Raw genomic sequence first — 18002 nt, 5'->3', positions numbered from 1 at the left:
TTCGGTCGTTCGGTGACCGCCCTCACCGGCGCTTCCCCCATCGCTCGCCGCGGCCGTGGGCGGCCGTGTCGATGAAAGTCCGGTACCGGTCCGCGGACCCGGGCTCCGCGACGTCCTCGAGCCCGTGCGGGCAGCGCAGTGCCGACCACAGCGCGGCCCGCGGTTCCGGGTCGGCGGCGACGGCCCGGTACCACGAAAAGACCTCGGCCAGCAGGGCGTCGTCCATCGCGTACAGCACGGGTGGCGCGAGCCCGGTCAGCTCGAACAGGCCGCCCAGCGCCGTCAGCCGGTCCTCCACCCGGTGCATCAGTGCGAAGAGGCTGTCGTCCACCTGCTCGACCCGGGACAGGTCGACCACCAGGTGCCGCGTGCCGGCGTGGAGCAGTCCGGCGAAGTGCGCGGCCAGGAGGCGGAGTGCCCGCGCGTCGATCGATCCGCCGACCGTGACGACGGTGTGGTGGTCGTCGCGCAAGGTCGAGGTGACCGTGAGATCTGTCGTGGCGCCGGATACACCGCGCGGCTGCCCGGTGAGGCGGTGCAGCTCGGCGAACGCGGCCGCGTACGCCGGCTGATCGAGGTTGAGTGCGAGTCCGTTGACCATGCCTGACGTCCTTCAGAGGAGCAGTTCGAACATCCGGAAGACCTGGTCCCACTCGGCGGAGCCGGGGTTCTCGACGCGCGGGTCGATGATCTTGAACGCGTGGGCGAGCGCCACGCTGAGACCGCCGGCGACGGCGGGGAGCCGGGCCTCGGTTTCTTCGGAGAGGGCGATCCCGAGCGGGGGACGCGCCAGGAGCTGCTCCAGCAGCGGCACCACTTCCAGGTCCTCGTCCAGCTTGCGGAACTCGCGCATGCGCTCCTGCAGCCCCTTGGTGATCGGCAGGTCCCCCGGCTCGATGACGTCCCGCCCGCCGGCCTTGGCCGTGGCCTTGGCGACCACGAAGAAGTCATAGATCTTGCGGTCGAGGAACTCGTCGTACCGTTTCAGGTCGCTCTTGTCGACGTCCAGGCTCGCGGCCGTCCGGAAGAACCGTTCGAACCTCGCCGCACCCATGACCGGCATCAGGCCTCCTGTGAGAGGTGTTCGTGGACGAACCGGACGGCCATGGCGCCTTCCCCGACCGCCGAGGCCACCCGTTTGACCGAGCCGTGGCGTACGTCCCCCACCGCGAACAGACCCGGCCTGCTCGTCTCCAGCACCAGTGGCGGGCGCTGTACCCCGCGCCACACATCGGCGTCCCGGAACCCCTCGGCGTCCGCCCCGGTCAGCACGAACCCGTCCTCGTCGAGGGCGACCATCCCCGAAAGCCAGGCGGTGTGCGGGGAAGCCCCGATGAAGACGAACAGCGCGCGGGCGTCGAGGACGCGGCGCTCGCCGGTGCGGTTGTTCTCGACGAGCAGGGATTCGAGCCGGTCCCCGCCGGCGAGCTCGCGAACTTCGGTGTGCCCGAGCACGGTGATCCGCGGGTGCTGTTCGACCTGCTCGACCAGGTAGCGGGACATGTTCGCGGCGAGATCGCCGCCGCGCACCAGCAGGTGGACCACCGGCGAACCCTCCGCGAGGAACACCGCCGCCTGGCCGGCCGAGTTGCCGCCCCCGACCACGGCCACGGGGGACGCCAGGCAGCGACGCGCTTCGTGCAGCGTCGCCGCGTAGTAGACGCTGGACGCTTCGAACTTCTCGATGCCGGGTACGGCGAGCCGGCGGTAGCGGGCGCCGGTGGCGATCACGACGGTGCGGGAAACGATCTCGATGCCGTCGTCGAAGCCGACGGCGTAGCGGCCGTCGCGTGCTTCGAGGGTGCGCGCCTCGGCCGGGACGGCGACCCGGGCCCCGAACTTGGCCGCCTGGATCACCGATCGCTCGGCCAGCTCCGCCCCGGAGATCCCCGGCGGGAAGCCGAGGTAGTTCTCGATGCGGGACGTCGTCCCGGCCTGGCCGCCCGGGGCCATGGCGTCGAACGCCGACAGCCGCAACCCGTCGGAAGCGCCGTAGACCACCGTGGCCAGGCCGCCGGGCCCGGCGCCGACCACGAGCAGGTCCCGCACCCCGCGTTCCGGTTCCGGCGGCCGCAGCCCGATCCTCCCGGCCAGCTCGGCGGTGCTCGGGTTCCGCAGCACCTCGGTGCCGTTCAGCACGACCACCGGGGTGTCCGCGACGGCGACGCCGAAGCGCTCCAGGAGCGCTTCGGCCTGCTGGTCCTTGTCGACGTCGACCAGCCGGTACGGGAGCCGGTTGCGCGCCGCGAACTCCAGCAGCCGCCTGGTGCCGGGGGAGTAGCAGGAGCCGACGATCCGCAGCCCGTTGCCGGCGCCGATGAGGAGCGTCCGCCGCACGAGGTAGGCCCGCAGGATCAGGTCGCCGAGCACCGGATCGCCGAGCACCAGGTGCCGCACCGTGCTCATCGGGACGGCGAGCACCTCGCCGGGTTCGGCGGCCACGGCGCCGACGAACGCGGGCTGCCCTTCGAGCAGGCCGAGCTCACCCAGGAACCGGTGCGGCCCGTGCACCCGGACGACCTTCGCGTCGTCCCCGGTTCCTTCGGTGACGGCGACCTTGCCGCGCAGGATCACGAAGAACTCGGACGGGCGGCCGCCCTCCGTGTACAGCACCTCACCCGGCTGGACCGGACGGCGTTCACCGCCGCCGCCGAGGGTGCGGATCTGCTCGTCGGTGAGCCGGGGGAACGCTCCGTGCGGGTCCGGGGTCTCGGTCAGCGGCCCGCTGAGGTCGATCCCCGCCAGGGCGGTCATACGAATGTCTGATCGACGTAGCACCAGCGCCAGGTCTCCCCGGGCTCGAACGAGCGCACGATCGGGTGCCCGATGGCGTGCGCGTGCTTGCCGGCGTGCTTCATCGGCGACGAGTCGCAGCAGCCGACGTGCCCGCACGTCAAGCACAGCCGCAGGTGCAGCCACGGCGTGCCGGCGACCAGGCACTCCTCACAACCCTGCGGGGTTCGCGGCACCACGTCTCGCACGAGCGCGAGATGCCGGTCGACGACACTGGTCATCGCACGTCACCTTCCTTGGTCTCGGGGGTGTTCTCCGATCGCGCCAGCGCCTGGTCGAGCCAGTCGCGCAGCACGGGCACGGGCGCGGCGCCCGCTTGCCGCGCGACGACCTCGGCGCCGCGCAGCACCATGAGCGTCGGCACGGCTTTCACGTCGAACCGCCGGGACAGCCCGGGCGCCTTGTCGACGTCGACCTTCACGAGCTTGACCTTCCCGGCCCGCTCCCGGGCCAGCTGGGCCAGCGCGGGGCTGACCTGGCGGCAGGGTCCGCACCAGGTGGCCCAGAGGTCGACCAGCACCGGCATCGTGGCCCGCTCCGCGACTTCCGCGAAGTCGGGGTCGCCGGCGTCGACGATCCAGGGCAGCGGCTCGTGGCAGTTCCCGCACTTCGGCTTGCCCGCGGCGGCCGCCGGGACGCGGTTCTTGTGCCCGCAGTGTTCGCAGACGACCGTGGTGGTGGTTCCGGTGCCGGTGCTCATGCCGCGGACCGCCCTTCGCCCCCGCTGTAGGTGACGACGAGCTCGCCGTCCTTGGCGTCCACGGTGATCACCAGTCCCTCGGTCGGTTCACCGCGCAGGAGCGTGCGGCCGATCTTGGTCTCGACCTCGTGGGAGATGTACCGGCGCAGCGGCCGGGCGCCGTACACCGGGTCGAACCCGTGCCGGGCGATGAGTTTCCGCGCCTCCGCGGTGAGCTCGATCGCGATGCCCTGCTCGGCCAGCCGGTGGCGCAGCTCGTCGAACTGCAGGTCGACGATCCGCTCGATCTCGGCGTGCCCGAGCGGGGTGAACAGCACGATGTCGTCGACGCGGTTGAGGAACTCCGGCCGGAAGTGGTGCCGCAGCTCGGCCAGCACGGCGTCGCGGGCGTCCGGCTTGATTTCGCCGGCGGCGGTGACCCCGTCGAGCAGGTGCTGCGAGCCGATGTTGGAGGTCATGATGATCACCGTGTTGCGGAAGTCGACGGTCCGGCCCTGCGCGTCGGTGATCCGGCCGTCGTCCAGGACCTGGAGCAGGGTGTTGAACACGTCCGGGTGCGCCTTCTCGATCTCGTCGAACAGCACGACCGAGTAGGGCTTGCGCCGCACGGCTTCGGTGAGCTGCCCGCCCTCGTCGTAGCCGACGTAACCCGGGGGAGCGCCCAGCAGCCTCGAGACGGTGTGCCGCTCCTGGTACTCGCTCATGTCGAGCCGGACCATGCTCTCCTCGCTGTCGAACAGGGCCGCCGCCAGGGTCTTGGCGAGTTCGGTCTTCCCGACCCCGGTCGGGCCGAGGAAGATGAACGACCCGATCGGCTTGCGTGGATCGCGGATCCCCGAGCGCGCCCGGATGACCGCGTCGGCGACCAGCCGGACGGCCTCGTCCTGACCGATCACCCGCTCGTGCAGGATTTCGTCGAGCCGCAGCAGCTTTTCCCGTTCGCCTTCCTGCAGCCGGGAAACCGGGATCCCGGTCCACGCGGCGACGATCTCGGCGATCTCGTCCTCGGTGACGACCTCGTGCAGCAGCCGCTTCCGGCCCTGCTTGCCCGCCAGCTGTTCTTCCTCCGCGGCGAGCCGGCGCTCGGCTTCGGTGATCTCGCCGTAGCGCAGCTCGGCCGCGCGGTTCAGGTCGTAGTTCCGTTCCGCTTCCTCGGCTTCGTGGCGCAGCCGTTCCAGTTCGGACCGCAGCTGCTGGACCCGCCGGATGGCCTGACGTTCGGCTTCCCACTGCGCTTTCTTCGAGTCCGCTTCGGCGCGAAGATCGGCGAGTTCCCGGTCGAGGTCGGTCAACCGCGCCTTGCTGGCCGGGTCGGATTCCTTGGACAGTGCGGCTTGCTCGATCTCCAGGCGGGTGACGCGCCGGGTGAGCTCGTCGAGTTCGGCGGGCATGGAGTCGATTTCGGTGCGCAGCCGCGCGCACGCCTCGTCGACCAGGTCGATCGCCTTGTCCGGGAGGAACCGGTCGGTGATGTAGCGGTGGGACAGGGTCGCGGCGGCGACGAGCGCGCCGTCCTGGATCTTGACCCCGTGGAACACCTCGAGCCGCTCCCGCAGCCCGCGCAGGATCGAGACGCTGTCCTCGAGGGTGGGTTCGTCGACGACGATCGTCTGGAACCGGCGCTCCAGCGCGGCGTCCTTCTCGATGTGCTTGCGGTACTCGTCGAGCGTCGTCGCGCCGATCATGTGCAGTTCACCGCGGGCCAGCATCGGCTTGAGCATGTTGCCCGCGTCCATCGCGCCTTCGGCGGCGCCGGCTCCGACGACCGTGTGCAGCTCGTCGACGAAGAGCAGGACGCGTCCCTCTTCGGCTTTGACCTCGGCCAGCACGGCCTTGAGGCGTTCCTCGAACTCGCCGCGGTACTTCGCCCCGGCGACGAGCGCGCCCATGTCGAGCGAGAAGATCGTCTTGTCCCGCAGGCCTTCCGGCACGTCGCCGCGTACGATCCGCTGGGCGAGGCCCTCGACGATCGCCGTCTTGCCGACGCCGGGGTCGCCGATCAGCACGGGGTTGTTCTTCGTCTTCCGCGACAGGATCTGGATCACCCGGCGGATCTCGGCGTCGCGGCCGATGACCGGGTCGAGCTTGCCCGACCGCGCGTCGGTGACCAGGTCCCGGCCGTACTTCTCCAGCGCTTCGTAGGCGCCTTCGGGGGTCGCCGAGGTGACCCGCTGGTTGCCGCGGACCTTGGTCAGCGCCGTCAGGAACGACTCGCGCGTCACGCCGTACCGGGTCAGCAGCCGCCCCGCGGCCGACTTCGCCCCCTCGTCGGCGAGGGCCAGCACGAGGTGTTCGACGGAGACGTATTCGTCCTTGAGCCGCTTGGCTTCCCGTTCGGCGGCGTCCAGCAGGCCGGCGAGGCGCCGGGTGACGTACACCTGCCCGGGGGTGGTGCCGGGGCCGGTCACCTTCGGCCGCCGCGAGAGCTCCGCTTCGACGGCTTCGCGGAGGTCGTCGACGTCCGCGCCCGCCTGGGCGAGCAGCCGGGGCGCGAGGCCGTCGGCCTGGTCGAGCAGGGCGAGCAGCAGGTGCTCACCGTCGGTTTCGGTGTGGCCGTGGCGTTGCGCCACGCTCTGGGCCTCCTGCAGCGCTTCCTGCGACTTCTGGGTCAGCTTGCTCATGTCCATCGCCGGTGGCTCCTGACTTGGGCTTCGAGGACGTCGATGCGGTCCAGCAGGTCGAGCACGAGCCCGATGGCCGCGTAGTTGAGGGAAAGGCCCGCGCGCAGGCGCTGGATGCGCGCGAGGGTGGCGACCGCGGACGGTGCGAGCCACACCCGCCCGCTCGGGTCGGTCGTGCCGTCCACCAGGCTCAGCGCGACGAACCGGCGGATCAGCTCCGGGTGCAGTCCGCTTCGCGCGGCTGCCGTGTCGAGGCTGAGCCGGACGGGACGGGCGAGCAGGTACTGCGCCATCAGGTCCTCCTCGGGTCGAAATCGGACACCGCGGCGAGCTCTTCGAAGAGCTCGCGCTCCCGTTTGCCGAGCTTCTTCGGCACCAGCACGCGGACCTCGGCGTAGAGATCGCCCGGCTTGCCCCTGGGGTTGGGCAGGCCCTCGCCGCGCAGCCGCAGCCGTCGTCCGCTCGACGAGCCGGGCACGACCCGCACCTTCACCTCGCCACCGGGGGTCAGCACGGGAACCGTGGCGCCGAGCGCCGCCTCCCAGGGCGACACCGGCAGCTCGACCGTGAGGTCGCGCCCGGACAGGCGGTAGCGGGGGTGCGGCTTGATCCGGACCACGAGGTAGAGGTCACCGGACGCGGCGTTGCCGGACGCCCGCCCGCCCTGACCGGCGAGCCGGATGCGCTGCCCGTCGAGCACCCCGGCCGGGATGTCGACGTCGTAGCCGCGCTCGCCCGCGCCGGCGATGCTCAAGTGCCGTCGCCCGCCCTGGTAGGCCTCCTCGACCGTCAGCTCGAGCTCGGCCTCCTGGTCGGCGCCCGCGATCGGCCCACCGGCACCCCGGCTCCGGAAGAGGCCGCCCAGCAGGTCCTCGATGTCGACGCCTTCGAAGCCCTCGAAGCCCTCGGACGCGCCGCCGAATCCCGGGCCTGCCCGGCTGTAGCGGACGCGGCCGCCGCCCCGCCCACCGGCACCGGCGTACGCCCGCTCGTCGAAGTCGTCGGGGACCCGGCGGAAGTCCGCGCCGAACCGGTCGTACTTCTTGCGCTGCTCCGGGTCGGACAGCACTTGGTAGGCCTCGCTGACCTCCTTGAAGCGCTCTTCGGCGCCCGGGTCGGAGTTCACGTCGGGGTGGAGCTGCCGCGCCAGTTTCCGGTACGCCCGCTGGATTTCGTCGGTGCTCGCCGTTTTGGCGACCCCGAGCGCCTCGTAGAAGTCGGTGGCCACCCGCGATCACCCCTGGGACTTGGACACCGCGACGGCCGTCGGCCGCAGCTGGTGCCGGTCGGTGCCGTAGCCGGGGCGCACGACGTGGGTCACCGTGTTCGGTTCGGTGGCCGGGTCCTCGACGACGGCGACCACCTCGTGCCGGTTCGGGTCGAACCGGACGCCGGTTTCGTCGTCACGCGGGTACCCCAGCCCGGCGAGCAGCCGGACGGCCTGCTCCCGGGTCGCGCGGACGCCCTGCACGATGGCCGACGGGTCCGCCTCGGCGTGCGCGAGCGCCAGTTCGAGGTTGTCGAGCACCGGGAGCCAGGCCGCCGCGACCCTCGACCGCTCGGCTTCGACTTCCCGTCGCAGTTCGGTGGCCTGGCGCTTGCGCACGTTGTCGAGGTCGGCCACGGCGCGGCGCCACCGGTCCTCGAGCTCGGCGAGCTTCTCTTCCGCCCCGGTCGCCGGGGCCGGCACTTCCCGGGGGCGGGAATCCGTGCCCGCCCCGGCGACCTCCGCGGAGGGTTCTCCCTGCTCCGCGGCCCTTCCTGTGGTGGCCATCGCGCTGCCTCACGCCCGGTCGAAGTCGGCGTCGATCACGTCGTCCTCGTCGGCGGCGTGCCGGGGGCCGCCGCCGTCGCCGTTGCTACCGCCGTCGCTGTTGCCGCCGCTCGCCCGGGGCGCGTTGAGCCCGGCCAGCACCTGCTGCAGCTCCGAGGTCAGCGACCGCACCCGGTCCATCGGAGCGGCGTCCGCCACGGCCTCGCGAGCGTCTTGGACGAGCATTTCCGCCCGCGCCTTCTCGTGCGGTGGAGTGGTGTCCGTGATGGCCCGCTCGACCTGGTAGGCGGCCGAATCGAGCAGGTTGCGCGCATCGATCTTCTCGCGCAGCCGCTGGTCCTCGGACCGGTTGCGTTCGGCTTCGGTGACCATGCGGTCGATCTCCGCCTGGTCGAGGTTCGAGCTCTCGCTGATCGTGATGCCCTGCTCGGTGCCGGTGTCCTTGTCGCGCGCGGTGACGTTGACGATGCCGTTGGCGTCGACGTCGAACGTCACCTCGACCTGGGGTTCGCCCCGCGGCGCCGGCCGGATGTCGGTGAGCTGGAAGCGCCCGAGCACCCGGTTGTCGGCGGCCCGTTCCCGCTCACCCTGGAGCACCACGACGTCGACCGCGGGCTGGTTGTCCTCCGCGGTGGAGAACACCTCGGTCCGCCGCGCCGGGATCGTCGTGTTGCGCTCGACGATCTTCGTCATCACGCCGCCGCGGGTTTCCACGCCGAGCGAGAGGGGGGTGACGTCGAGCAGCAGGACGTCCTTGACCTCGCCCTTGAGCACCCCGGCCTGGACCGCCGCGCCGAGCGCGACGACCTCGTCCGGGTTGACGCTCATGTTCGGGTCCTTGCCCCCGGTGAGCTTGCGGACCAGGTTCTGCACGGCCGGGATCCGGGTCGATCCGCCGACCAGGATGACCTCGTCGATGTCGTTCGCGCTCACCTTCGCGTCGGCCATCGCCTGCTTGACCGGGCCGAGGCACCGGTCGACCAGGTCGGCGGTGATCTGCTCGAACACCGAGCGCATCACGGTCGTCGTGAGGTGCTTCGGGCCGTCCTGGCCCGCGGTGATGAACGGCAGGTTCACGCTCGTCTGGCTGACCGAGCTGAGCTCGACCTTCGCCTTCTCCGCGGCTTCGAAGAGCCGCTGCAGCGCCTGCGGATCCGACCGCAGGTCGATGCCGTTGTCCTGCTTGAACCGATCGGCGAGGTGGTCCACGATCCGGCGGTCGAAGTCGTCTCCGCCGAGGTGGGTGTCCCCGGCGGTCGACCGGACCTCGACCACGCCGTCGCCGACGTCGAGCAGGCTCACGTCGAAGGTGCCGCCGCCGAGGTCGAACACGAGGACCGTCTCGTGGCCCTTCGAGCCGAGCCCGTAGGCCAGCGCGGCGGCGGTCGGCTCGTTGATGATCCGCAGGACCTCGAGGCCGGCGATCCTGCCGGCGTCCTTGGTGGCCTGCCGCTGGGCGTCGTTGAAGTACGCGGGCACGGTGATGACGGCCTCGGTCACCCGCTCGCCGAGGAACTTGCCCGCGTCGTCGGCGAGCTTGCGCAGGATCTGCGCGCTGATCTCCTCCGGCGAGTGGAGCCTGTCGCGGACCTTGAACCGGACGACACCGCCCGCACCCTCGACGACGTCGAATCCGACCGCCTTGGCCTCGTCGTCCACCTCGCCGTACTTCCGGCCGATGAACCTCTTCGCCGAATAGATCGTGCCCTTCGGGTTGAGGATCGTCTGCCGGCGGGCGAGCTGGCCGACCAGCCGCTCACCGCTTTCGGTGAACGCGACCACCGACGGGGTGGTCCGCGCGCCTTCGGAGTTGGCGATGACCGTGGGCTCGCCGCCTTCCCAGACGGCGATCACCGAGTTGGTCGTGCCCAGGTCGATGCCGACTGCCTTGGCCATCACACACCTCCGGTCAGCTTGGCGAGCAGGGTCTTGGCTTCGTCGGCCACCGCGTCGTCGGCGACGACCTCGTAGCGGGTCGGCGTCATCACCCGGACCGAGGCGAAGTCGCGGCGTCCGCGCTGGAGCGCGTGCGCGGCGAGGCCGAAGATCGCGCCGATCACCGCGCCGAACACGAGTCCGTAAACGGCGATGGTGAAGGCCGCCAGCAACGGCGTGAACCAGTTGAAGATCCCGAACAGCCAGCCGATCAGCAGCCCGGTGACGGCGCCCGAGCCGGCCCCCCGCAGTGCGGCGCCGCCGTGGTCGAGGCGCCCGACGACCTGCTCGACCAGCTTGACGTCCGAGCCGATGATGGCGACCCGCTCGACGGGGAAGCCGTTGTCCGACAGGTAGTCGACGGCACGCTCGGCTTCGCTGTAGTTTTCGTAGGTTCCGATCGGACGGCGTTGTTCCGAAGAGTGATGCGGTGATGGCGCCGTGGCGCCCGGCTGCGCGGTCATCGTCCGGCTCCTAGACGTTGGCGGGTTCTTCGCGGGCGGCTTTCGCGGCGATCCGGGGTTTCTCGTCGGTCGTGGTGGCACCGCCGCCGATTTCGACCTTGCGCGGCTTGCTGGCCTCGGCGACCGGGATGCCGAGCATGAGCACCCCGCGGTCGAACTCCGCGGACAGCCGGGTGCTGTCCAGGTTGTCGCCGAGGAAGAACTGGCGGCTGAACTCACCCTGCGGCCGCTCGTCGACCAGCAGCTCGTCCCCCTCCTGGCGCAGCGGGGCGCGGCGGGTGCGCACGGTCACCACATTGCGTTCCACGGTCACGTCGACGTCGCCGGGGTCCACACCCGGCAGGTCCAGCGCGACGACGAACCGGTCGCCGCGGCGAAAGGCCTCCATCGGCATCGCCCGCGGGCCGCGGGTGCCGGCCACGGCCTGCTCGGTCAAGCGTTCGAGATCGCGGAACGGGTCGAAACGCATCAAGGTCATGACTCTCCTCATTCTTCGCCCGGGTACGTGCCGCAAAGAGACCTACCGCGTCAAATCGACTCTGCGACGCGGTTTCCGGGCGGACACGAGTTCTGCGAATACCGGCAGAATCGGGCTGTCGCAGTGACCTTTCGGGACCAGCACACAGTGGCAAGGACGGCCGTCCCGGCGCGTGCGCCTGGCAGGTCGAAATTCGCGCGAACGATCAACCCGGCAGAGCAGGATCAAGCGTGTAGGGTTTTGCCCAATCGGCGGTCGGAGGTCCGGATGACACCCGCGGCGATGGGCGAAACGCACCAATATCCACCAAGGTCGGACAGCTGGTGGCGAGACCAGTTGTCGAATCTGCACGGGGTGTTCGCCGTCTCGTCGATGATGTTCGACGGCCGGGAAGCCGACGACATCGTCCGGCTGGCCGGCACCTCGGTACCGTCGTTGAGCGGCTGCGGTGTCAAGGCGTTGTACCTGATCATCGACGGTGCGCTCAGCCGTCGTGACGGCGCGGAGCCGGACGCGGAACTCGACCGGCAGGTCCGTCTCCTCGGCGGAGACAGCGGCCCGCTGGTCCTGACCGGCGGCGGCTGGTGCTGGGGCTTCGCGCTGGGTGGGCTGAGCGGGCCGAGGGGCTACCTGGTGGTGCACGCGGCGGTGGAGCCGCCGAAGGACGAGTTCTTCCTGCTCGAAGCGCTGGGCCGGCAGACGGCGGGTGCACTGGCGAACGCCTCGCTCCACCTGCGCGAGCGCGAACAGGCGGTCGAACTGCAGGAGGTCAACGGCAGGCTGTCCGCCTCGGTGGCCCGGCTCGAGCAGCAGACCCACGTGCACGAGGTGCTCAGCGACATCTCCGTGTCCGGTGCGGGTGAGCCGGGCATCGCCTATGCGGTGCACCAGCTGACATCGTTGCCGGTCGCGATCGAAGACCGGTTCGGCAACCTGCGGGCGTGGGCCGGCCCCGGCAAGCCCGACCCGTACCCGAAGGCCCAAGCCCACCGGCGCGAGGAGCTGCTCAGGCGCGCCGCGGCGGTTCCCCACCCGGTCCGGGAGAAGGACCGGCTGATCTCGCTGGTCAAGCCGCGGTACGAGGTCCTCGGCGTGGTGGCGCTCGTGGACCCGCGCAAGACCGTGGGAAGCCACGAGATGTTCGCGCTCGAATACGGGACGACGGTGCTGGCACTGGAGCTGTCGCACCTGCGCAACCTCGCCGAGGTCGAGCTGCGCCTGCACCGTGACCTGGTCGACGACCTGATCACCGGCACCGACGACGAGAGCGCCTACGCTCGCGCCGACGCGGTCGGGCACGACCTGCGTGGTCCTCATCGCGTGATCGTCGTGCGGTGGGGCGGGAGGCAGGCCGACGACGCCGTCGCCGAGGCCGCGAGCCGGGCCGTCGCCTCCCTTCAGCTGAGCTCGATGATCTCGCGGCGCTCGGGAGCGGTGGTGCTCCTCGTCGGCGGCCGCCTGGACGGAGACACGCTGTACCACCTGCTTTCGGAGAACCTCGGAAGCGGCGGTGCGCTCGGCGTCGGCGGGCGCTGCGACCGCCCCGGCGACTTTCCGAAATCCTATGCGGAAGCGATGCGGGCTTTGGACATCCGCCGGAAATCAAGGTCGCCGGATGGCGCGACAATCTTCGACCACCTGGGCCTTTATCGTATTTTGGACACCGGAGTGAATCGCGGCGAAATCGTTGCGTTCGTGCGGGAATGGCTGGGCCCGATTCTCGACTACGACGAACACAAGAACACGGACCTGGTCCGGACGCTGTCGCAGTACCTCGAATGCGGCGGGCACTACGACGAAACCGCTTCCGCGCTGGTGATCCACCGCAGCACCCTGCGCTACCGGCTGGGCCGGATCCGGGAGATCACCGACCTCGACCTCAACGACGTGGAAAGCCGGCTCAACCTGCACGTGGCCACCCGGGCCTGGAAGGTGCTGGGGGGCTCGATGTGAGCGTGAGGGGACGGACGAACCGCGGCCAGACCCCTCGTCAGTGTCCTGGCGTCACGGTCGGGACGGGGCTACCGTCATCTGTGCTCGCGTCCAAACAGGACGAAATCCGGCACGCAGGACGACAGCTGAGAAGGAAACTCATGACTGAGGCACCGACTGTAGGGCTGCTCGTGACGATGGAGGCCAAGCCGGGCCGGGAGGGTGACGTCGAGAAGTTCCTCGAGTCGGGCCGGGCGCTCGTCGACGAGGAGCCGGCGACCACCGCCTGGTTCGCGTTCCGTCTCGGTGACACGACGTTCGGGATCTACGACGTGTTCCCCGACGAGCCGGGACGCGAGGCACACCTGAACGGCAAGGTGGCCGAGGCCCTGATGGCCCAGGCGCCCGATCTCTTCGCCGGCACCCCCGACATCCGGAGGGTCGACGTCGTGGCCTCGAAACTGCCCTGAGCGTCACTCGCCGGGCGCCCGGGCGGCACGCGTCGCGCCCATCACATGAGACGGCGCCGGCAGCGGCCCGGCGGCGTCGTCCACGACCGCGGCGTGGCCGTGCCGGTCCGCGACCCGGGTTTGCCGCTCGGCTCCGGTCGCTCCGGCGCGGCAGCGCCGGACCAGCGCATCCGCCATCCTGTCGTCGGCCGCCTCGGCGAGAGCCGGACGTACGTGGCGGACGAGGTCGTCCAGCAGCGTCACGGCCGGGACCCGACGTCCGGCAAGGGGGCGATGCCCGGGCCGTGGATTCAGTAACGGATCTCCGGCGCTCGTGGCACGGGTCGCCGTGTGTGGGCGTCGCCGGCGAGGAACTCCTCCTCGACGCTGACGGTCAGCGGCGAGATCCGTTCAGCGGACGGCGAGGTCATCGATCCCGGCCACGGCTTCGGCGCGTTGTACCAATTCGGGATCCCCACCTTGAAACCCTTCGGCGCCGGCATTCACCAGGCGCAGGGACGTCCGGCCTGCTTCCCAGTGGGCAAGCAACGTCCGGCCGAACTCGGCCTCCACGGCCAGTCCGCACGCCGCGCCGAACAGGACATCGCCCGCGGCGGCCGGGTTCTCCCGGGCGAAGGAGCCGCACAGGTCGTGCGCGGCGATCTGCTCGTGGACCGCGTCGGCCTCGACGTGCTCGTCGTAGAACCGGGTCGCCGTCGGGTCCCCGCCGAGGCGGCGCAACCCGTTGCCGTAGCGGCGGTTCGGCAGCGACGACGTCATCTCGAACGCCGCCAGGTGCCCGAGGGTGGCGCCGAGCCAGCGGCGGTGGAACCCGAACAGGGACATCAGGTTGCTCACCGCGAGGGTCACGGCGGGTACGCGGTCGACGTAGGTGCCGTAGCCGTCGTCCAGGCCGAGGGCCCGCATCGTGGCGCGGAAGAGCTCGGAGTGCATCCGTTCGAGGCGGCCTTGGCCGTACTCGTCGGCCTGGATCTCGATCAGCGCGGCCTTCGCGGCACCGGAAAGCCGGGGGATGGCCCAGCTGTGGGGGTCGGCTTCCTTGAGGTGGTACACCGATCGGTGGGTGACGAATTCGCGGAACTGCGCGTCGGAAGCGCGGCGCTGCAGGAATTTCGCCAGTGGCGGCCCTTCGTCGGCGCGCACCAGATCGGCCAGTGCCCGCGGCACGGCGTCACGCCCACCGCGGTGGGCGTGACGAGGTCGCGGAGGCCGTTGACCCAGCGGTGTTCCAGCTGCCGGCGCAGTCCGGTGATCATCGGTGCGTGCTCCCAGCCGGCGTCGACGTCGTCGAAGCCGCGGTAGCTCAGTTCGTAGCAGATCCACAGGGTCAGCTGGAGGTCTTCGTCGTGCAGCACCGGAAGGCCGGTGGCGGCCGGGACCGGGCCGGCGGTCACGTCATCGGGCGCACAGCGGAGCCGGGCGGTGGCCGCGGAACTCATCGGCCCGCGGGGGCAGGGCAAGCGCATGAATCCTCCTGGAGTGCGGGAATCTCCGGGTACCCACCCGAACTGGCTTCACTCCACAGTCGACGCTCGAGGGTGAGAAACACGTGTTCGGCCCGGATCGGCGCGGCGGACGCCTACGCGGACGCGCAGACCTTGGTTCGCGGCATGGCGGGGCTGCCCGTGGAAGCGTATTCGCTCAGGGACTGACAGATCGGCGGTCCGGATCGAGTTCGTGCGCGCACCAGCGGCAAGGTGTGGCCGGCGCGGAGCCGGTCGACGGCGAGGCCGTCCTCGCTTGAGATCAGGTGGACGTCTGGGCTCCGAGGGCTTCGCCGACCGTGCTGTGCAGGGTGAACAGGGAGCGCACGCCGGCCACGGTCAAGGGTGAGCCGACGGTCTGTTCCGAGCCGACCAGCCGCAGCCCGACGTCGACGCGGTGGAGCTCCGTCGCGATCTGCACGACGATCTGGAGGGCCACCGGGCCGAAGGTGGTCAGGTGGGTCAGGTCGAGGATCAGCAGGTCGAGGGCGTGTGCTCGCTGTCCGTCGATGACGGCCATCAGCTCGATCCCGGTCCGCGCGTGGAAAGGACCGCGTGGACGCAGCAGACGGGCTCCCGGCCTCAGGTGGTCCAGCGGCTCGACCTGCACGGACTCCGTCATCGACGGGCCCGGATCCATCACCTGCACGTTTCTCCCCGCGGTAGTTCTCCCAGCCGCTCCAGTGAAGTGCCCGGCACTGCTCCGGCACAGCCGATTCACGCGGCACACTGTCCGTTACCCGCGTTGGCGTGAGCGTGACGAGACGATTACTGTTCGGCTCGTGACGGGCTTGCCTCAAACGGAGCTGCTGCCCGGGCATCCGGTCGCTCGCGCGATGGACGTCGACGAAGCGCACGAAGCGGTGGCCCGGACGTACCTGCCTCATCGGATCGAAGTCCTGGACGGTGCGATCGACCTGGACATGCGGCTCAACGCGGTCCGGTTGGGCGCGGTGACCGCGGGCTACCTGCGCTACGGGAGCGCCGTCCGGCTCGGCACGGTCGACGCCGGCAACTACCACGTCAACATCCCGGTCACCGGCCGTAGCGAACAGCGCTGCGGTACGGGGGAACCGGTGTTCGCCGGACCCGGGCGGGCCGCCGTGTTCGTGCCGGGTTACCCGGCCGACCTGCGGTGGGGAGCCGCGTGCGCCCAGCTCTGCCTCATGATCGACCGGCACGAGCTGGAACTGGAGCTGGAGCGCCAGCTCGGGCGGCCACCGGGCGAGCGGCTGCGCTTCGCCACCGCGATGGACCTGGACGCCCCGGCGGCGCGGTCGTGGCTCGAGGTGCTGGCTCTGCTGGAGCGTGAGGCGGACCGGCCGGGCGGGATCACGCACCACCCCGCGGCCGCCGCGCACCTGCAGAGCCTGGTGATCGCCGGTCTGCTCCTGGCCCAGCCGAACAACTACAGCGACCACCTGCACGCGTCGGCGGCCCCGGTCCCGCCCCGGGCGTTACGCCGGGCCGTCGAGCTGATCGAAGACGAGCCGGGGCTGCCGTGGACTTCGAGCACCTTGGCCCGTGAAGTCTCGGTCAGCGTCCGCGCACTGCAGGAAGGGTTCCAGCGCTGGTTCGAGCTGCCGCCGATGGCCTACCTGCGGGATGTCCGCCTGACCCGGGTGCACGACGAGCTCACGACGGCCGACCCCGACGGCACGACGATCGCCGCGGTCGCCGCGCGTTGGGGTTTCCTGCACGCCGGCCGGTTCTCGGCCGCCTACCGCCGCAAGTTCGGCGTCCTGCCCTCGGAGACCTTGCACGGCCGTCACCCGGCGAGGGGGACGAACGGGGGCCTGTGAACGGCCGGAGTCGGCGAATCAAGGGCCCGCGGCGTGGACAATCAGCCGAGCACCGTGGATTCGTCGGCGGCCGCGGCGAACTCGGGCCACCGCTGGACCGCCTCGCCTGGTCGATGCGGTGCGCGCTGTCACCGGTCGCCGTCGAGCATCAGCCGGCCGCGTTCACCGAGTGCGCCCGGGGCGGCGGGGTCAGGAACGTAGATCTCGGGCTCGACCAGGCGGCCGGCCGCTGTGCCGACTCTCGGTGGGAGTTCGAGGTGACGCAGCGGACCGGACGCCGGGAACACCGCCGTACTCCTGGCCTGGGATGGGCTCCCGCACGCGGCGCTGGTCGTGGCCGGCACGGTCAAGCCGACGGAGACAAGCAGCGGAGTGACCGATCAGAGCTTGTAGAGCTGCTCCGCGTTGAGGTGCGCGATCTTCTCCCGGTCGGTCGGGCTCAGCGGTGCGGCAGCGAGAAACTCGGCCGTTTCCACGCAGTCGGACCACGGGTAGCAGCGACAGCAGGAGGATGGCGGCGAACACGCGGGTCGTGTCGAGCTGGTTGAGGTCGTCGAGGATCAGCCGGCCGAGGCCGGCGCCCGCCCCCACCCATTCGCTGGTCGTGGCACCGATGACCGACAGCGGGACGGCGACCTTCATCCCGGTGAGCAGGTGCGGGAGCGCCGCGGGCAGGTCGAGTTCGGTGAACCGGCTCCAGCCGCTCCCGCCGAGCACCCGGAACAGCTGCTTGCGGCCGGGGTCCACCGACAGCAGCCCGTCGGCGGTGTCGACGGTGATCGGGAAGAAGCGGTGAGCAGCGCGAGGCGGTAGCCGCCGACGACCTCGACGGCGGTGGTCTGCACGTTGCCGAGCAGGAGGGGAGCGCTCTCGCCGAGCGAAGCGAGAACGGCCGACGGTGCGGGCAGCAGGTAGTCCGGGACCTTCGCGAGGTCGACCACCAGCTTCCACAGCGCCAGCGCGACCACGGCGAGTGCCAGTGGCGCCAGCACACCCGTGCTCCGCAGGAGCACGCGGCGTCCGGTCCTCATCGGACCTCCGTCGCGACCGGGTCGGCGAGGTCGGCCCAGAGCGGCCTCAGCACTTCACCGAATACCTGAAGGTGCTGGCCAAGCGGATGGCGAGGTGCGCTCGCGCGCTCGCCGAAGCCAGGAAGTCCTCGACGAACGACCGATCCGATGTCGAAGCGCGTGGTTCCCTGCTGACCGTGCACGGCGGGTAAAGCCACGCTGGCGGTCGACGGACTGCGGGTCTTCTGCGCGGATGTCACCGAAGCCATGGCGCAGTGGGAGATCGCGCTGCGGCAGGACAAGCGACTGGTGACGGGATTGCTCGAGCGGATCGCCCTGACGCTCGTGGACGACGACCCCGAGGATCTTCTGGGCAAACGAGCCGCCGACGACGCCTTCTGGATCGAGATGGACCAGTTCATGGACGATCTCACGAAGCTCTTGGCGGGGAACGTCCCGGAGTAGGATCTGTGAATATCCGGACGCGCGGCGGAGCGGCTCCCGGTGTAGATCTGAACTCCGGCGACGGGTAACGACGT

General features: G+C 70.7%; 22 protein-coding genes. 4 read left to right on the top strand and 18 right to left on the bottom strand.

Annotated elements, in window-relative coordinates; translation table 11 throughout:
- Positions 1-22: 22 nt before the first annotated feature.
- The 12 genes from OHS58_RS17785 to OHS58_RS17730 are packed head-to-tail and all read right to left on the bottom strand — an operon-like array spanning position 23 to position 10765.
- A complete protein-coding gene (locus OHS58_RS17785; protein ID WP_328649067.1) occupies positions 23-601 on the bottom strand; it encodes an STAS domain-containing protein in 579 nt (192 codons plus the stop codon).
- A gap of 12 nt (positions 602-613) precedes the next feature.
- Positions 614-1063, bottom strand: a complete 450-nt coding sequence (locus OHS58_RS17780) for a DUF1931 family protein (RefSeq protein ID WP_328649066.1) — start codon at positions 1061-1063, stop codon at positions 614-616.
- Positions 1063-2754: an FAD-dependent oxidoreductase gene (locus tag OHS58_RS17775; protein WP_328649065.1), complete on the bottom strand. Its 1692-nt coding sequence runs from the start codon at positions 2752-2754 to the stop codon at positions 1063-1065. Before OHS58_RS17775 ends, OHS58_RS17780 begins: the two co-directional genes overlap by 1 nt.
- Positions 2751-3014, bottom strand: coding sequence for a ubiquitin carboxyl-terminal hydrolase 14 (locus OHS58_RS17770; RefSeq protein WP_326948671.1), 264 nt, complete (start codon positions 3012-3014; stop codon positions 2751-2753). Before OHS58_RS17770 ends, OHS58_RS17775 begins: the two co-directional genes overlap by 4 nt.
- Positions 3011-3493: a thioredoxin family protein gene (locus tag OHS58_RS17765; protein ID WP_328649064.1), complete on the bottom strand. Its 483-nt coding sequence runs from the start codon at positions 3491-3493 to the stop codon at positions 3011-3013. Before OHS58_RS17765 ends, OHS58_RS17770 begins: the two co-directional genes overlap by 4 nt.
- Complete coding sequence (gene clpB / locus OHS58_RS17760) at positions 3490-6120, bottom strand: ATP-dependent chaperone ClpB (RefSeq protein ID WP_328649063.1); 2631 nt, start codon at positions 6118-6120, stop codon at positions 3490-3492. The genes OHS58_RS17765 and clpB overlap by 4 nt, the downstream gene beginning before the upstream one ends.
- Positions 6111-6407, bottom strand: a complete 297-nt coding sequence (locus OHS58_RS17755) for a chaperone modulator CbpM (protein WP_326954036.1) — start codon at positions 6405-6407, stop codon at positions 6111-6113. The genes clpB and OHS58_RS17755 overlap by 10 nt, the downstream gene beginning before the upstream one ends.
- A complete protein-coding gene (locus OHS58_RS17750; protein WP_328649062.1) occupies positions 6407-7342 on the bottom strand; it encodes a J domain-containing protein in 936 nt (311 codons plus the stop codon). Before OHS58_RS17750 ends, OHS58_RS17755 begins: the two co-directional genes overlap by 1 nt.
- 6 nt (positions 7343-7348) lie before the next feature.
- Positions 7349-7888 carry a nucleotide exchange factor GrpE gene (locus OHS58_RS17745; RefSeq protein ID WP_328649061.1) on the bottom strand — a complete coding sequence of 180 codons (540 nt, stop codon included), beginning with the start codon at positions 7886-7888 and terminating at the stop codon, positions 7349-7351.
- Positions 7889-7897: 9 nt separating this feature from the next.
- On the bottom strand, positions 7898-9784 hold the full coding sequence (gene dnaK, locus OHS58_RS17740; protein ID WP_328649060.1) for a molecular chaperone DnaK: 1887 nt from the start codon (positions 9782-9784) through the stop codon (positions 7898-7900).
- Entirely contained in the window at positions 9784-10287 is a 504-nt protein-coding gene (locus OHS58_RS17735) for a general stress protein (protein ID WP_328649059.1), read from the bottom strand. Before OHS58_RS17735 ends, dnaK begins: the two co-directional genes overlap by 1 nt.
- 10 nt (positions 10288-10297) lie before the next feature.
- Entirely contained in the window at positions 10298-10765 is a 468-nt protein-coding gene (locus OHS58_RS17730) for an Hsp20/alpha crystallin family protein (RefSeq protein WP_328649058.1), read from the bottom strand.
- A 267-nt stretch (positions 10766-11032) separates the two neighbouring features.
- Here OHS58_RS17730 and OHS58_RS17725 point away from each other — a divergent pair, with 267 nt between their 5' ends.
- Positions 11033-12718 (top strand): PucR family transcriptional regulator, encoded by a 1686-nt coding sequence (locus OHS58_RS17725; protein WP_328649057.1) that lies wholly within the window; start codon positions 11033-11035, stop codon positions 12716-12718.
- Positions 12719-12858: 140 nt separating this feature from the next.
- Positions 12859-13167, top strand: a complete 309-nt coding sequence (locus OHS58_RS17720; protein ID WP_326948681.1) for a putative quinol monooxygenase — start codon at positions 12859-12861, stop codon at positions 13165-13167.
- 3 nt (positions 13168-13170) lie between these two features.
- Here OHS58_RS17720 and OHS58_RS17715 read toward each other — a convergent pair whose 3' ends face one another.
- The 3 genes from OHS58_RS17715 to OHS58_RS17705 form a co-directional block, all read right to left on the bottom strand.
- Positions 13171-13410: a hypothetical protein gene (locus OHS58_RS17715; RefSeq protein WP_328649056.1), complete on the bottom strand. Its 240-nt coding sequence runs from the start codon at positions 13408-13410 to the stop codon at positions 13171-13173.
- Positions 13411-13557: 147 nt separating this feature from the next.
- On the bottom strand, positions 13558-14334 hold the full coding sequence (locus OHS58_RS17710) for an iron-containing redox enzyme family protein (protein ID WP_328649055.1): 777 nt from the start codon (positions 14332-14334) through the stop codon (positions 13558-13560).
- 579 nt (positions 14335-14913) lie between these two features.
- On the bottom strand, positions 14914-15291 hold the full coding sequence (locus tag OHS58_RS17705) for an STAS domain-containing protein (protein WP_328649054.1): 378 nt from the start codon (positions 15289-15291) through the stop codon (positions 14914-14916).
- A gap of 142 nt (positions 15292-15433) precedes the next feature.
- Between OHS58_RS17705 and OHS58_RS17700 the strand changes: the two genes are divergently transcribed.
- Positions 15434-16453 carry an AraC family transcriptional regulator gene (locus OHS58_RS17700; protein ID WP_328649053.1) on the top strand — a complete coding sequence of 340 codons (1020 nt, stop codon included), beginning with the start codon at positions 15434-15436 and terminating at the stop codon, positions 16451-16453.
- A gap of 189 nt (positions 16454-16642) precedes the next feature.
- On the opposite strand, the gene OHS58_RS48760 is transcribed toward OHS58_RS17700, so the two are convergent.
- From OHS58_RS48760 to OHS58_RS17690, 3 genes are read right to left on the bottom strand one after another with little or no spacing between them, the layout of a single operon-like run.
- Positions 16643-17200, bottom strand: coding sequence for an ABC transporter permease (locus OHS58_RS48760; RefSeq protein WP_442875543.1), 558 nt, complete (start codon positions 17198-17200; stop codon positions 16643-16645).
- Complete coding sequence (locus tag OHS58_RS17695) at positions 17092-17484, bottom strand: hypothetical protein (protein ID WP_328649052.1); 393 nt, start codon at positions 17482-17484, stop codon at positions 17092-17094. The genes OHS58_RS48760 and OHS58_RS17695 overlap by 109 nt, the downstream gene beginning before the upstream one ends.
- A complete protein-coding gene (locus OHS58_RS17690; protein ID WP_328649051.1) occupies positions 17481-17732 on the bottom strand; it encodes a hypothetical protein in 252 nt (83 codons plus the stop codon). Before OHS58_RS17690 ends, OHS58_RS17695 begins: the two co-directional genes overlap by 4 nt.
- On the opposite strand from OHS58_RS17690, the gene OHS58_RS17685 reads away from it, so the two are divergent.
- A complete protein-coding gene (locus OHS58_RS17685; RefSeq protein ID WP_328649050.1) occupies positions 17731-17928 on the top strand; it encodes a hypothetical protein in 198 nt (65 codons plus the stop codon). The two genes, OHS58_RS17690 and OHS58_RS17685, sit on opposite strands and share 2 nt — an antisense overlap.
- The last annotated feature ends 74 nt before the right edge of the window (positions 17929-18002 follow it).

The sequence above is a fragment of the Amycolatopsis sp. NBC_00348 genome, assembly GCF_036114655.1.
In the GTDB taxonomy this organism is placed as follows: domain Bacteria; phylum Actinomycetota; class Actinomycetes; order Mycobacteriales; family Pseudonocardiaceae; genus Amycolatopsis.
Note: the sequence above shows the minus strand (reverse complement) of the source record. Positions and strands in the feature narration are given on the sequence as shown.